Here is a 15,904-nt window from a genome sequence, read left to right as displayed (position 1 = left end):
AAGATGTGTGAATGACACTCATGGCTAAACAGATCAATAGTTTTTTTGGAGAGGTCGGCTCCGATGATGTGTTGAACTTTCATAGCTTTGCTTTTAGAAGTAAACAAATCAAGGTTGCTAGCCTAAGACCTTTAATTAGTCTTTAAGGACTTAATATTCTAACTAGGCCTTAGCAACCGTGGGGGAAGAGTGAGGACTAATACAGGGGTAAGACCGCAAGTCTATGTCTCCGTCAAGTTCACCTCACTTTTCTTCCCACAAAATTCTTAATCTTTCTTTTTTCAGCTATTCAATATGTCAATGAACTAATTTGATCTAAAGGTCCCCGTGGTTCGCCCCTCCTCCCAAAATTTTTTTGTAAATTAATAGTACCGCAAAGCCCCTCAACCGACTAACTATACAGCACCGCTTATGGACAGCAACGAAATCGATAGAATATTAGAAAGTTACCTGCAGGGATCAGCATCGGTCACAGAAGAGCAGCGCATAGAAAAATGGCTCGATAGCATAGGTGAGGAGCCCAGCAGCTGGACCCTGATGCAGGAAGAGGAGAGGAAGGCATTTCTAAATAGCCTATACCGCGATATCAGTAGGGCTAAGAATGAAGAGGTGGGCAGGGTGCGACCCATGTATCCCGGGCAGCGCAGTTGGAAAAGATATATCGCCGCTGCAGCAGTTATATTGGTTTTGGCATTGGCAGGATACTTTATCTATACCGGCCGCCAGCCAAAAACGGAGATCGCGAAAGCCGTGGTACCAAAGGATGTACCTGCGCCTGGTACCAGTCGTGCCGTCATCACCCTTGCCGATGGCAGGCAGGTCTATCTCGACAGCGCTGGCAGTGGTACCCTGGCAGTACAGGATAATGTAAAGGTGGTCCGCACACCCGACGGCAAGATCACCTATCATGGAGAAGGCGCTGCATCCCTCCAGGGTGGGACTGAGCAGGGCTTAGTTTACAATACCCTCACTAATCCACGCGGCTCCCGTGTCATAGATATGCAGTTCTCCGATGGCAGCCACGTATGGCTCAATGCCGGTAGCTCATTAAAATATCCAGTTGCCTTTGTAGGTAAGGAAAGAAAGGTTGAGATTACAGGCGAAGCCTATTTTGAAGTAGCCCATAATGCATCCAAACCCTTTAAAGTATCATTACCCGGCGAGGTAGGAGAGGTTGAAGTTCTCGGCACCCACTTCAACATAAACGCCTATGATGATGAAGACGCCCTGAAAGTAACCCTGTTGGAAGGCTCAGTAAAACTCTCTGCCATGTCAACTAAGCAAATCAGGAGCTCAGCTATTTTAAAGCCCGGTGAGCAGGGACAACTACAAACCACAAACTACAAACTACAAACTGTCCCTGGCGTAGACATTGATGAAGTCATGGCATGGAAAAATGGTCGTTTCGAGTTTGGTGGTAGCGATCTTTCGTCAGTGATGCGCCAGTTGTCACGCTGGTACGATGTAGAGATTGTCTATGAAGGACCAAGACCCGAAGCCAACTTCAGGGGAAGTATTTCCCGGCAGGAAAACATCAGCACGGTGCTGAAAATGCTCGAGCTGACAAAAGCCGTGAAGTTCAGGGTAGAGGGTAAAAAACTAATTGTTTCAAAATAGATTGGCCGCAACAAAACCAGGAGTGCTGGTAACACTCCCGGCAGATGTTCAGGTTAATCCCAAAATAAAAAACCGCTAAGATTCTCAATCGTTTTAACCCAAACAATACAAAAATATGAAATTATTTGCCGGGCTGCTTGGGCATGGCTGCAGGCTATGGCTGGTACGGCTCCTTACTTCTAAATGTTTGCTGGGTATGAAGCTCACAATCATATTAATGCTGGCAGTTTTACTGCAGGTTTCTGCTAAGGGGCATGCGCAAACCATTACCATTTCAGTAAAAAATGCTTCCCTGGAAAAAGTTTTTACAGAAATCAAAAAGCAAACCGGCTACAGTTTTTTATATACCGATCAAACCTTGCAAGGTACGCACAAAGTGGATATAAATGTAAATGCTGTTTCATTGGAAACCCTGTTAGACCTCTGTTTAAAAAACCAACCTGTCACCTATACTATAGTCAACAAAACCATCATACTAAAACCACGGGACGAAAGCCCAAAAGAAAACGCCACTGATGAAAAACCGCTCCTGGACATTAGTGGCAGGGTCACGGATCCGGATGGGAATCCTTTGGCAGGAGCAACCGTAAAGGTCAAGGGCAGCAATAAACTAACAATTACAAATAATGATGGCGTTTTTGTATTGAAGGGAGTGGGAAATGATGCAGTTCTTGAAATTTCTTTTGTCGGATATCAAACAATAACAGTTGCAGTAAATAACAGGACGTCCGTTTCAGCTTCGCTCAAATTAAACATCATCAGTAATCCTGAAGTAATTGTTAGAAAGGGATATTACAATGAAAAAAGAGCGACAACGACAGGCAATGTAAGCACAGTCACCTCAAAAGATATAGAAAAGCAACCTGTGAACAATCCGCTACTTGCACTGCAGGGCAGGATACCGGGCATGTTTATTACACAAAGCACAGGACTACCAGGCAGTAGTCTGGACGTGCAGATCCGGGGGCAAAACAGTATGGCCAATGGCAATGATCCACTTTATATCATCGACGGAGTTCCGTACACTTCACAAGTTATTCGGGGGCTCGGTTCCTATGTGTTAGGCTCAGCTTCCGGGAATCCATTTAGTTATATTAACCCCGCGGATATAGAATCGATTGATGTTTTAAAAGATGCCGATGCTACTGCTATTTATGGTTCAAGAGGCGCAAATGGTGTCGTCCTGATCACGACCAAAAAAGGTAAAGCAGGACAGATGAAAGTGGATATAAATATGCAAAGCGGCTGGGGGAAGGTTGCCAGTGAAATGAAATTGCTCAATACTAAGCAATATCTTGAGATGCGTCATGAAGCGTTTAAGAACGATGGTGCTGTACCTAACCCTTCGACTGATTTCGATCTCACTTTATGGGATACAACCCGTAATGTGGATTGGCAAAAAGAATTAATTGGAGGAACGGCCCACTATTATGACGTACAGGCTTCAGTTTCTGGCGGGAACCTTAATGCACAATATCTTATTGGCTCCGGCTACCATAAAGAAACGACCGTTTTTCCCGGTGATTTTAATGATCAAAAAGGTTCTGTCCATTTTAATATCAACGGCATATCAAACAATAGGAAATTCAACATATTATTATCCGGAATTTATACAACAGACAATAACCAATTGAGTGGGTATGACCTTACCGAAACGGCTTTAAAACTGGCGCCCAATGCGCCATCATTGTATAACCCGGATGGCAGTATAAACTGGGCCTTAAATGCGTCAGGAATAAGTACCTGGACCGGATATAACCCTGCAGCGCAAATGTTGCCGAAGTATCATACCAGGACAAATAATCTTGTAAGTGACGCAACCTTAAGTTATATAATCATTCCTGGCTTAGAGATCAAAAGTAGCTTCGGTTATACCAATTTGCAGACCAACGAAGTGCTGACCATCCCTCTTTCGTTTAATCAGCCGGCCGTCAGGCAAACGGTTAAGCGCAGGGCTAGTTTTACAACCAGTAATATTCATTCATGGATAGTAGAACCTCAGATAGCTTATACAAAGGAAACAGGTAAGGGAACCATCACAGCACTGGTCGGCGCTACGATCCAGCAAAATTCAGGAACGGGGCAAACCTTGGATGCAAGCGGGTTTAATAGCGATCTTGTACTGGAAGATATTGCTTCTGCAACAACAGTCACTCCATCCACCACGTCCAACTCAGTTTATAAATACAATGCAGTCTTTGGACGCCTGAATTACAATTGGCAAAGTAAGTATCTGGTCAATATTACTGCACGCAGGGATGGCAGCAGCCGGTTCGGACCTTCCAACCAATTTCACAATTTTGGGGCTGTGGGTGCAGGCTGGGTCTTTTCCAAAGAAACCTTTATTCAAAAGCATATACCCTTCCTTAGTTTTGGGAAGGTAAGAGGCAGCTATGGCAGTACAGGAAACGACCAGGTGGGTGATTATACTTTTTTGGACCAGTATAGCCCTGTGAGCTTCGGTGTACCTTACCAGGGTGCTACGGGCCTCACTCCCACAAGGATATTTACACCAGACCTTGCCTGGGAAGAAACCAAAAAATTAGAAGGCGCACTTGAGCTGGGTTTTTTCAAAGACAGAATTATTCTTTCTGCTAGTTATTACTTCAACAGTTCTTCCAACCAATTGACAGGCTATAATCTTCCGGGTATTACAGGGTTTCTTTCCGTGGAAAAAAATCTGCCTGCAACGGTACAAAACAAAGGTTGGGAGTTTGAAGTAAGAACAGTAAATATAAATAGAGGCGCCCTACGTTGGACAAGTTCTGCTAATGTAACTTTGAACCGGAATAAACTTGCTTCCGGCGCACCAGGCTTAAGCGCTTATTACCAACAGAAAATCGGTCACCCTTTACAGTCAAGATTCGCCTACCATTTATTGGGCGTTGATCCTTTCAGTGGTTTATACCAGGTAGCCGACAGCCATCTTAATCCTGTTACTGTACCTAACCCTTTAACGGATCAGACTATCATAATCGATCTTACACCAAAATTTTACGGAGGGTTTCAAAACAGCATTACTTACCAGCGTTTCCAATTCGATTTTTTGTTCCAGTTTGTGAAACAATCGGGTGCTGAATATCTATACAATGATAAACCCGGCACTTTTAATTTAGACCAGGGTTATAATCAACCTGTAACCGTATTAAATCGCTGGCAAACCCCTGGGGATGTACGACCAATTCAACGTTTTAGTCAGAATGGGAGTGTAACCACCAGTTATTCCTATGCAAGATTCAGCGACCAGGCTTATGGAGATGCTTCTTACATCCGGCTCAAAAATGTTTCTCTTTCGTGGAGCCTGCCGCAAGGATGGAAAAAGAACGCTCATTTTCTAAATGGGAGGGTCTATATACAGGGTCAGAACCTATTGACATTTACAGATTATAAAGGGCTGGATCCTGAAACAAAAGGTAGTACTAATTCTATCTCCTTGCCTCCATTAAGGGTAATTACAGTGGGAATACAAGTAGGTTTTTAAATTAAAAGTAAAAGAAGTGACAATACGATCATCAAATAGTAAATACCTGTGTGTGACTTTGCTGTCGATTTGGTTTTGCATACAACAAACTGCCTGCAAGAAATTGGTGGAAGTAAGTTCTCCGCCTACTTCTTTAACGAGTGGTAATGTATATACAAATGATGCCACAGCGGCGGCGGTATTAACCAATATATACGGCACGATAAGCGGTAACAATCCACTTAATGCTGCCAGCATGAATAGTATTTCCCTGGTATCAGGATTATCCGGCGACGAGTTAACACTTTTGGGTGGGACCTCTACTAATACCATACTATCACCCTTCTATTTAAATAGTCTTGCCGCTTCATCAACCGGGGCAGGAGGGCTGCTCCTGTGGAATGATTTTTACACGAAGCTATATATAGTTAATACGGCACTGGAAAGGCTGGCAGTCTCGAACAGTTTGACTCCTTCGGTTAAACAGCAATTAATGGGAGAAGCGAAATTCCTTCGGGCGTTTTTCTATTTCTATTTGGTCAATCTTTATGGCGACGTACCCTTAACGACCAGCAGCGATTATACAAAGAATGCGATCCTTTCCAGGTCTGCTAAAGGAGATGTCTACAAGCAGGTTGTTGCCGATCTGAAAGATGCCCAGAACTTGTTGGCCGATGGTTACGTTGCTTCTGATGCAACAACGAGTACCGACGAAAGAGTACGCCCCAATAAATGGGCAGCTACAGCACTACTTGCAAGAGCGTATTTATATACCGGTGATTGGGCCAATACGGAAACAACCGCCGGTGCGGTCATTAGTAATACAGCGAGGTATGATACAGTTTCCCTCAATAATGTTTTTCTCAAAAACAGTAAGGAAGCAATCTGGCAATTGCAACCTGTAAATGCCGGCTGGAATACGGAAGATGCCCGCGTTTTTGTGCTGCCTGGTACTGGCCCTTCCAATAATTACCCGGTTTACCTAAGTAAGCAATTAGTCAACAGTTTTGAATCCGGTGATCAGCGAAAACTGAATTGGGTGAACAGTGTAACCGTGAATGGAACTGCTTATTATTATCCCTATAAATACAAAGCTGCATCGCTGAATGCTCCCGTAACGGAGTACGCCACGGTACTAAGGCTTGGAGAACAGTATTTAATAAGAGCAGAAGCGAGGGCACATTTAGGAAAGACCAGCGAAGCTTTGAAAGATCTAAATCTAATTAGGAAGAGAGCCGGTTTGGCAGATGCAAATACAACGGATCAAACCAGCTTATTAAATCTCATTTACCATGAAAGACAAGTAGAACTATCTACCGAATGGGGACACAGATGGATGGATCTCAAAAGAACAGGAAAAGTAGATGAAGTGATGAGTACTGTTGTCTCTGCAAAAGGAACAACATGGAGTTCCAATTGGGCATTGTATCCAATACCGCTCTATGACATAACTCAAAATCCAAACCTGAGACAAAACCCTGGTTATTAAAGTTGGCGGGACTCGAGCGAATCAATGGTCGCGACATTGGTTTCTTTAGTTAGCTGCTCTTTTATAAATCGATACTGACTATTATTTAAACCTTATCTAAAAGAAAATACATTGCGACAAGTCGCGAGCAAAGCGAAGTGAACGCAGTGAAGCAAACTTTATATTATGAAAAGAGTTTTCACAACCCTCGCGGTTATTACCCTTGTTTTGCTTGCCTGTAAAAAAGAAAAACCAGCAACGGTTGCCAGTTTAACCACTACTGCTGCTACCAATGTAACAGCAAACAGTGTCACTACCGGTGGAAACATCACCAATGACGGAAAGACCGCCATCACCAAAAGAGGCGTAGCATGGGCAACGCATACGGCACCAACTGTTGCTGATAGTATTACTAACGATGGAACAGGCTCCGGTTCTTTTACGAGTAATGTGTCTGGCCTCATGGCTAATACAATTTATTATATAAGGGCTTATGCCATAAATGGGACAGGTACTGGTTATGGTAACGAACTAAGTTTTACTACCAGTAAAGGACTGCCCACAGTAACCACCGCTGCTATTACCAATAGTGTTGCCCTTTCAGCAACTGGTGGTGGAAATGTATTGAGTGATGGTGGTTATCCCATTACTGCAAGAGGCGTTGTTTGGGCCACTACACACAACCCAACCATTGCCAATTTTAAAACCACTGATGGAACGGGCACAGGTCCCTTCACCAGCACCTTGACTCCACTGGCCTCCCAAACTGTTTACTATGTGAGAGGGTATGCCACCACCAGTTTTGGTACTGCCTATGGTAATGAAATAACGCTCACTGCAGCTTCATCCAATAGTATTGCTGATATCGATGGCAATGTATACCCAACCATTACTATTGGAACACAAACATGGATGACGTCTAATCTCAAAGTGACGCATTATCGAAACGGCGATTCAATAGTAAACGGGTACACGACAAATTTTGATTGGTACCAGGCAATAAAAGATAATGAAAATTCTGCTCCAAATTATGACGTGTACAAGGGGGCATACACTTATCCCAATGGCGATGTTGCCAACGTTTCGTCCTTTGGGTTATTGTACAACAATTTTGCAATTGACGATAATCGCAAGGTTTGTCCGGCCGGCTGGCATGTGCCTTATTATACTGATTGGGCAATTTTAGCCGCGTCTCTGGGTGGTTCTGCAGTAAAGACAGATACCACTTATAATGGAGGTTTTTACGTTAACTACAGTAGCTTTGGTTTGATTGCCGATAAACTTCTTGTTGGTGGGTCTTCAGGGTTGAATCTAAAATTTGCGGGGCAACTATTTATCGACGGTGCAAATTCATACAGTTATACTGGATTTAATTCGAGTGGTTTTTATTGGATGCAATCTTTCATTGGTTATCCAAAAAAGGACGTTATTGCTTTAGCAGGATCGGCACAGAATTATTGGTTTGCGTTAGGCGCAGCAAATTCGACACCAAACGACGTGAGGTATCAAGCGGACAATTTACGGGTTCTATCGGTACGTTGCGTTAAAGATTGATACGTGTTGTCCCGGCGAAAGACTAAACGAGATTAGCTCACTTAATGAGTGCTTTCTCTGGAATTGGCCCCTAAAAAACACAGCCTACTTTCTTCATACCTAAATCCTACGGCTTAATACCAGGGGCTGGCGGCTCCATCCCCTGGTCTGTCTCTGCCAGCCCCGGAAATAAAACAAAGTAAAAACAGCATTTGAATAATAAAATAGGAAACTATGAAACGACTCGTGTGTCTTTTGTGCTTGTATATATCGATTTATACCATTGCACAGGATTCGATAAAAGGAATCCATTTTGAACAAGGATCAAGTTGGCAACAGGTGCTGGCAAAAGCAAAAGCCGAGAACAAAATAATCTTCCTTGATTGCTATACCACATGGTGCGCTCCTTGCAAGCAAATGGAAAAGAATATTTACCCGCAAGAAAAAGTTGGAGATTTCTACAACAAAAATTTTGTGTGCATTAAGGTACAGATGGATCAAACCAGTAGGGATAATGAAGAAATCAAAAGTTGGTATGCCCAAGCAAAGTTGTTGGAAAAGAACTATGATGTTAATGCTTATCCTACATTTTTATTTTTGAATGCCGATGGAAAAGCATTGCATCGTTTTGCCGGTGGGCTCACTGCGGACAAGTTTATTGAATTGGGGACAGATGCTATGATCCCGGAAAGACAATCTTACACGCTGGCTGCAAAATATGACCCCGCAAAGATGGATACGGCAGAATTAAAGAAAGTAGCTGTAGAGTATAGGTACAAAAGTCCAAAGCTCTCGCATAATCTTGTTTTTGCCTATTTAAAACAATTGTCGAATAAGGATTTTGAAACGGAAGAGAACCGATGGTTCCTGAATAATTTCAAAGATGATCCCAGAATCAATGCTATTGCGACCGACTATATTAACAGCATTCCTGAAAAAGAACTATATACCCCGAATAATGTGGCTTTGTTGATCAATCAAATGCAAAGTTCGAAGGACAGAGGCTTTAGACTCTTTTTAAAAAAAACAGCCATTTTCGATAGTGTCATGAATCAAATCCCTTCGACAAGACAACAATGGTTTGCAAAATACTATATTGACGGAATTATTCAAACGGAAGAGGTTGAACCCATGATACAGAAAGCCAAATCGTTAGGGAAGGCAATCGACTGGAATCTACTCTTCACTACTATGAAAAAAAAATATGGAACTGAATATGCGGAGAGAAATGTACTTATGGCAAAAGTGAATGAAACAAAGGGAGACGAGCAAATGAAAAGCTTGATTCAACTCGTAGAAAAATATGGTTTGAAAATGTGGAACAGCTTTGACATTAACAATTATGCATGGATGGTATTTGAGAGTACGGACAATAAAGAGTATTTGAAAAGTGCACTAAGCTGGAGTGCCTATGCCGTGATGAACTGTCCACATTTATATACTGCCAATTGGATGGATACCTACGCTAATATTCTGTACAAACTGGGCTATAAAAACTTTGCTATTCAAAAGGAAATAGATGCCAGCATGCTCGATCCAAATAGTAAAGACATAAAGTCAACATTGGAAAAAATGAGGAAGGATAAACCGACATGGCCAACAAAGCCCGGGAATTAATATAAATATTCAGATAAAATGTTCATTATGAGACAAAGGACAATTGTAATTAGCCTGTCTTATGTATTCATCTTTCTCTTTGCTTATACAGGTTTGAGTAAATTGATGGATTACGAAATATTTAAAGAACAAATATCACTGTCGCCTTTATTTGATCCAATCGCAAACTGGATCGCGGTTGTATTACCGGCCGCAGAACTGATAGTTTCAACCCTATTGTTTTTGCCTGTGACTCGGTTAATTGGGCTCTGGTCCTTTCTTGGTTTGATGATCCTATTTATAGCTTACATCGTGTATATACTGAACACAAATGACCATTTGCCCTGCACATGCGGCGGTGTGTTACAATCTCTGTCCTGGAATCAACACATAATTTTCAATGTTGTTTTTATTGTCCTGGGTGTTATTGCCATTTTATTGGAGACAAGACTTCGGCTAGCAATCAAAAAGAATACATCTATTTGAAATATTTACCGGTAAAATGGGGAAGCCGAAAACCATAAAACAGAGTAGGCATATTCTATCAGTAAAGTTTAGCTTTTTGGTTAAAAAGCATTTGGTTATGAAAAAAATCAGGATGATGATTTCCGGTTTTGCCCTTTTAGCATTGGTAACTGGTGCCCTGGCATTCAAATCAAAAAGTGTGTTCGCAAGCGGCTCTGTATGGTGCAGTAGTACATGCCCTGCCGGCGAACAAATTGCATTCAAGGTTGATCCTAATGGTACAACTACTGTTCCATGTGGGGTTGGTAATCAGCCATATGCTTATTGTGGCAATACTTGTACCGCAACACCTGCAGGCACCAAATTCAAGGCTACGTCTGATCAGTAAAATGTGACGCAATTAATGATCAACAAATGAAAGTAAGCGGCTCTTTTTGATGATATGCCGCTTACTTTCTAACAATACCTTTTATGCGTGAAATGTATTTTGTTTTATGTTAGAAAAGGAAGCACTTCACACTATTTCAATATGAGAGAAGAGTTAGTAAAATCAATAGCTTTTGTTATGTTGGCCGCTTTGCTTGCTGATTGCAGAAGACCGGCAAATAAAACAGGTCTTGAAGGTAGAAGCTTACCTGAATTCAGCATGTTATTAATGGACAGCGTTACGCAATTTGCTTCCGAAAGCATTAAAGCTGGCAAGCCTGCTGTGCTTTTTTATTTCAGTCCTCGCTGCCCATATTGCAAGGCACAAGTCGACCAAATGATCGCAAATATTGATGATCTGAAAGATACATGGATTTATATGATTTCTGATTATCCCGTTGCTGAGATGAAACAGTTTTATCAGAAATATAAACTAGGTTCTTATTCAAATATTTCCATGTTATACGACCCGGCCTACTCTTTTGCAAATTATTTCAAGGTAACAGGTGTGCCATACACCGCGGTGTATGGTAAAGATAGAAAACTTAAGGGGGTATACATGGGCCCTGCGACTCCTCATGATATTGTGGCACTGGCCAATGAATAGTAATCTTAACGATACATACGTTAGAAAAATGAATAAGAAGAAACTATCGGGGGATTTAATTAATACTTCGGAAGTGAAAGGATTGCTTGTAATATTTATAAACTTTTTTATTTTGGCTGCTGCGGCTCAAAAGCCATGCATTGTTTTTTCGGCCATAAAGAAATGGTCTTCTGTTGGAGAAGGCACTATAAGCAGTGACGGAAATTGTGTGAGTTATCATATCTACAACCAACCCGCCGGCAATAACAAATTAGTAGTACAATCAGCCGGCGATAATTGGAAAAGAGAATTCAATGGCGCCAATAGCGAAAGCTTTAGTGAAGATGGAGGAAGATTATTTTTTAAAACAGGTGATAGTCTTTGGCAACTCACTCTCGTCACAAACAACCTGCTGTATGTTTCCAGAGAAAATAAACCAGCCCAAACGGATGCTTTAAACGAGCAAAGAGCATATATAGCAACTCAAAACAAAACCGCGCAGGCAGTACATGAACTCTGGTACCACAAACCGGGTAGGGATTCTGCGATTAAACTGATCGATGATCAGGACTTAGGGTTTGAAGGCATGGAGATTTCGGACATGGCGCCGCAGTTCAGCAAAGATGGCAGCATGATCTTTTTCTGGATAAAGGAAACCAAATCAAAGGCAAAACCTGGTGCGGTGCAAATGGATCTTTGGAGTTTTACTGATAAGGTGATGCAAACCATTCAGCTATCAGAAGCTAAACAGGAGGTTTTTTATGCGAGTGTAATTAACATCACTAACAAGAAGATAATCCGGATCGAACAACAAGATGAGCACGTTGTTGCGAGGACGGATGATTTTGCACTGGTCGTACATGGAACGGGAAATAATGATCTTTTACCCGAAACCAATTGGAATGTATCTACAAGACCGGCTTATTATCTTAAATCATTGAAGGATGGTTCTGAACAATTAATAAGAGACAATGTGGTTTATCATGATGAAGGCGCGGGTATGTCTCCTGCAGGGAAGTGGATGATCTATTTTGATTTTCAGCAAAAGAGTTACTTCTCTTACGAGATTGCAACAGGCATTATAAGAAACATCACCAAAGCTTGTAATGCCAATTGGCTTGATGAAGAAAATGACCGTCCCGAACCTTCCCTCTGCTGGGTACCCTGGCGGGATACCTGGCTTGCAGATGATGAAGCAGTTTTAATCTATGATAATTACGATATCTGGCAAATTGATCCCGCTGGCGTAAAGCTGCCCATCAACCTGACTAATTTTTATGGAGCTAAACACCATATAAAATTTGAAGTATTGTATCCGGGAGAGGTATTGAGTAACGTTTCCGACAAGAAGAAGATTATTCTGACTGCCTTCAATAAGTTAAACAAAGACCGGGGATTTTTTAAAACATCGATAAACGTCCAGCGAGATCCGGAATTATGTACTATGGGGCCTTTTATTTTCAGCGACTGGCTGGAGGGATTTCCATATGGAGAACCTGTTAAAGCAAAAAATGCTGATGTGTATATGGTAATGCGTATCAATGCTGAGGAAGCTCCCAATTATTTTATTACGAATGATTTTAAAAATTTCAAACAGTTATCTAATATTCAACCACAGAAGGAATATAATTGGTTTACCACTGAACTTGTGCATTGGAAAACATTTGACGGTAAAATATCAGCAGGTATTTTGTATAAACCGGAAGACTTTGACTCGACCAAACAATATCCTGTTCTTTTCAATTATTATGAACAAAGATCTAAGGAACTGAATTTATTTCTCCGACCAAAAGTTTCTTACGACAATATTAATATACCCTGGTTCGTAAGCAGGGGTTACCTGGTCTTTGTGCCGGATATCCATTATAAAGTAGGGGAGCCCGGGCAAAGCGCGTACAATGCCATTGTTTCAGCAGCTGAATATCTATCCAAAAAACCTTGGGTAGATGCAAAAAGAATGGGTATCCAGGGACATAGTTTCGGCGGTTATGAAACAGACTATATAATTACACACAGCAAGCTATTTGCGGCTGCCTGTTCTGCATCCGGCACGAGTGATTTAATCAGCTTTTACGGTTCAGCAGATCGTACGTCCTATCCCACACAATGGGCTGAAAAAGCGCAAGGACGCATGTTGTATTCACCATGGCAGGTCCAGTTGCAATACATAACTAACTCACCTGTTTTCAAAGCCGATAACGTCAGGACACCTTTCTTAATGATGAATAATAAAAATGACCGCAATGTTCCTTTTGGGCAAGGGGTCGAGTTTTTTACGGCCTTGCGCCGCCTCGGTAAAAGAGCCTGGCTGCTGCAATATGATGACGGATCCCACTCATTGGATCCCCGCAGCAATTCAGCAACAGATTATACAATTCGAATGACCCAATTCTTCGATCACTACCTGAAAGACTCGGCCTGTCCTCGCTGGATGATGTATGGTATCCCCGCAAGAGAAAAGGGAATTGATAATGGCTATGAATTAATAAAAGAAAAAGATCCAAAAACAGGCAAATGGGTAACTCCCAAAGAAGGTGGATTGCTGACCGATGATGAGAATAAAAAAGTAGAAGTATTGAAGAAGAGAAAACCTGTGACGGTGACGATTGAGTAAGATAAAGCAGGCAATAATTGAGCGATAGCCATTTATTATGAGGTAAACGATCGGGGGACGACAGAAAATAATTAAGACTACTACAGAGTAGTTTTGAAGCTCTTTGAAAAGACTGAAAAATTATGGAACAAGCAAATGTAAATGGCAGTGCTGTAAACAAGCAACGTATACACAGAAGTGAAGATGAGATACTCCGGTATCTGGCAGAGCAGGAAGAGAGTGATTTTAGTGTAAAGGAATATTGCGAGATGATGGATATCAATGAGCATACATTCAACACCTGGGTAAAGAAGTACAGGAGCAATGAACAGGAAAAGGGATTTACACAGGTGCAAATCATTCCTTCCTCATCATCAAAGCCCGGGTTGTTTGCCGAAGTAAACGGGATCAAACTTTACGTTCAGGTACCTGCAGACTATTTAAAAGCCTTGTTGCAATGAGTAAGATTTTGCAAATAGCAGCGAACGCAAATTTTTATTTGTATCGCAGACCCATTAAGATGAGTTATAGCTTTGATCGCCTTGCGGCACTGGTAAGAACAGAGTTGCAAAAGGACATCATACACCAGGATGTATTTATCTTTCTCAACAAGCAAAGGACCACCATCGAAATAATGGTCTATGAAGATGAAGGTTTTTCTATATTCTATCGCAGACTCGATAAGGGTTCATTCCAGGTGCCGATGATTGTGGTTGATCACGTGTCTTACAAGATGAACATTGATCAGATGGAACAGATGCTTACCGGTGTAACAGTGCATGAAAATGGATATGTCACCAAAGAAAAGTATGAGCCACTTCATGGCAGTATGTAGTTCACATTTGTGAATAAGTAAACACGCTTTTCTGATAGTATTTAGTCTTTTGTTGCACGTCTTTATTGTACTGCAACAACAAGACTTTACGTGCTTATATCTCCTGAACATTTTGAACTCAATGAACGCTACAGAAAGCTGCTGTTGAAAAGCATGCAGCAGGAGAAGATCATTGAAAGAAAGGATAGGGAGTATAAAGAGGTGTCTTCAAAGATCGATGCATTACGCAGTTACGTTGATGATTTTACTGCAAAATATAAGGATCTCCATGAACACTATATTGAGGCAGTTAAGATTATTAAACAGAAAGACAAAGAGATCGAAGAACTGCAGCTTATCAAACATCAGTTTGAGCAATTAAAGAAGCTGGTGTTTGGAAGCAAATCAGAAAAGAGTGTGTATGTATCGCCTGATCAACTTTCACTCCAGCTTGCAGCAGAAACAGTAGAGGCTTGCAATATCAATGATGGGCAGCGTATTGCTTCTTACACAAAGGCAAAGAAAGAAAAGAATGAAAACCATCCTGGAAGAAAGGGAATACCTGCACACCTTAGAAGAGAGTATGTAGATATTTATCCAAACGATCTTCCTGGAGATGCTGAACTCTTCGATACAGAAGAGACAGAGCAGCTGGAATACGATCCGGGTAGGTTGTTTGCCACTGTATATAGAAGGTTTAAATACAAACGCACGAATGCTGATGGAAAAGTAGAGTTCTTCATTGGTGATCTTCCACTGGATAAAGACAAGTGTCTTGCAGCACCTTCCTTAAGAGCACACTGCATTGTAGAAAAGTATATGTATCATATGCCGCTGTACAGGCAGATGCAAAAGTTTGCACAGGAAGGAGTGATCATAGCAGCCAACACAATGAGTGACTGGGTGAACAATGATGCAAGAAGTTTAACGGCTCTGTATGATGCACATCGCAGCTGTGTTTTAAATGCGGCCTCTCAGTACATGATGGCAGATGAAACAGGGTTCAGAGTACTTGACCTTGAAAAGGTTAAAGGAAAGAAATCTCATCGCGGTCAGATGTGGGCATATGCAAATCCTGCAGACGGGCTGGTGTTCTTCGAATATCAGCAAGGGCGGAGCAGAAAGCATGCAAGACCAATGCTTGATAAGTTCAGGGGCATACTTCACACAGATGGCTTCGGCGTATATGATCACTTTGCAATGCGTAATGACATTGTACATGCTAATTGCAACGCCCATGCAAGGAGAAAGTTCGAGCAAGCTTTATTTACTTCTTCTGAGAAAGCTCAGTATGTACTGGAGCAATATCGTAAGCTATATGCGGTAGAAAAGCATTGCAGGGAGCA

General features: G+C 41.7%; 12 protein-coding genes. All 12 read left to right on the top strand.

Annotated features, from left to right (window positions below):
* The first annotated feature begins 411 nt into the window (after positions 1-411).
* Positions 412-1,617, top strand: a complete 1,206-nt coding sequence (locus BP74_RS21125) for a FecR family protein (protein ID WP_496377470.1) — start codon at positions 412-414, stop codon at positions 1,615-1,617.
* Positions 1,618-1,813: 196 nt separating this feature from the next.
* Complete coding sequence (locus BP74_RS21120) at positions 1,814-5,098, top strand: SusC/RagA family TonB-linked outer membrane protein (RefSeq protein ID WP_496377468.1); 3,285 nt, start codon at positions 1,814-1,816, stop codon at positions 5,096-5,098.
* A 52-nt stretch (positions 5,099-5,150) separates the two neighbouring features.
* Positions 5,151-6,566 carry a RagB/SusD family nutrient uptake outer membrane protein gene (locus tag BP74_RS21115; protein WP_496377466.1) on the top strand — a complete coding sequence of 472 codons (1,416 nt, stop codon included), beginning with the start codon at positions 5,151-5,153 and terminating at the stop codon, positions 6,564-6,566.
* A gap of 165 nt (positions 6,567-6,731) precedes the next feature.
* Entirely contained in the window at positions 6,732-8,099 is a 1,368-nt protein-coding gene (locus BP74_RS21110) for an FISUMP domain-containing protein (RefSeq protein ID WP_496377464.1), read from the top strand.
* A gap of 213 nt (positions 8,100-8,312) precedes the next feature.
* The gene (locus tag BP74_RS21105; RefSeq protein ID WP_496377462.1) at positions 8,313-9,695 is read left to right on the top strand and encodes a thioredoxin family protein; all 1,383 of its coding nucleotides are present in this window, start codon (positions 8,313-8,315) and stop codon (positions 9,693-9,695) included.
* Positions 9,696-9,722: 27 nt separating this feature from the next.
* Positions 9,723-10,160, top strand: coding sequence for a MauE/DoxX family redox-associated membrane protein (locus BP74_RS21100; RefSeq protein WP_496377460.1), 438 nt, complete (start codon positions 9,723-9,725; stop codon positions 10,158-10,160).
* A 97-nt stretch (positions 10,161-10,257) separates the two neighbouring features.
* Complete coding sequence (locus tag BP74_RS21095; RefSeq protein ID WP_496377459.1) at positions 10,258-10,527, top strand: hypothetical protein; 270 nt, start codon at positions 10,258-10,260, stop codon at positions 10,525-10,527.
* A 141-nt stretch (positions 10,528-10,668) separates the two neighbouring features.
* The gene (locus tag BP74_RS21090) at positions 10,669-11,172 is read left to right on the top strand and encodes a TlpA family protein disulfide reductase (RefSeq protein WP_496377457.1); all 504 of its coding nucleotides are present in this window, start codon (positions 10,669-10,671) and stop codon (positions 11,170-11,172) included.
* A 28-nt stretch (positions 11,173-11,200) separates the two neighbouring features.
* A complete protein-coding gene (locus tag BP74_RS21085) occupies positions 11,201-13,765 on the top strand; it encodes an alpha/beta hydrolase family protein (RefSeq protein WP_496377456.1) in 2,565 nt (854 codons plus the stop codon).
* A gap of 122 nt (positions 13,766-13,887) precedes the next feature.
* Positions 13,888-14,205: an IS66 family insertion sequence element accessory protein TnpA gene (gene tnpA / locus BP74_RS21080; protein WP_496377454.1), complete on the top strand. Its 318-nt coding sequence runs from the start codon at positions 13,888-13,890 to the stop codon at positions 14,203-14,205.
* Positions 14,202-14,579, top strand: a complete 378-nt coding sequence (gene tnpB, locus BP74_RS21075; RefSeq protein WP_496377452.1) for an IS66 family insertion sequence element accessory protein TnpB — start codon at positions 14,202-14,204, stop codon at positions 14,577-14,579. The genes tnpA and tnpB overlap by 4 nt, the downstream gene beginning before the upstream one ends.
* A 90-nt stretch (positions 14,580-14,669) precedes the next feature.
* Positions 14,670-15,904, top strand: a 1,235-nt coding sequence (gene tnpC / locus BP74_RS21070; RefSeq protein WP_496377450.1) for an IS66 family transposase, incomplete at its 3' end; no start/stop codon positions are given.

It is taken from the genome of Flavisolibacter ginsengiterrae DSM 18136 (genome assembly GCF_059568575.1).
The sequence above is the reverse complement of the archived record's forward strand: the minus strand, read 5'-3'. Positions and strand labels throughout refer to the sequence as shown.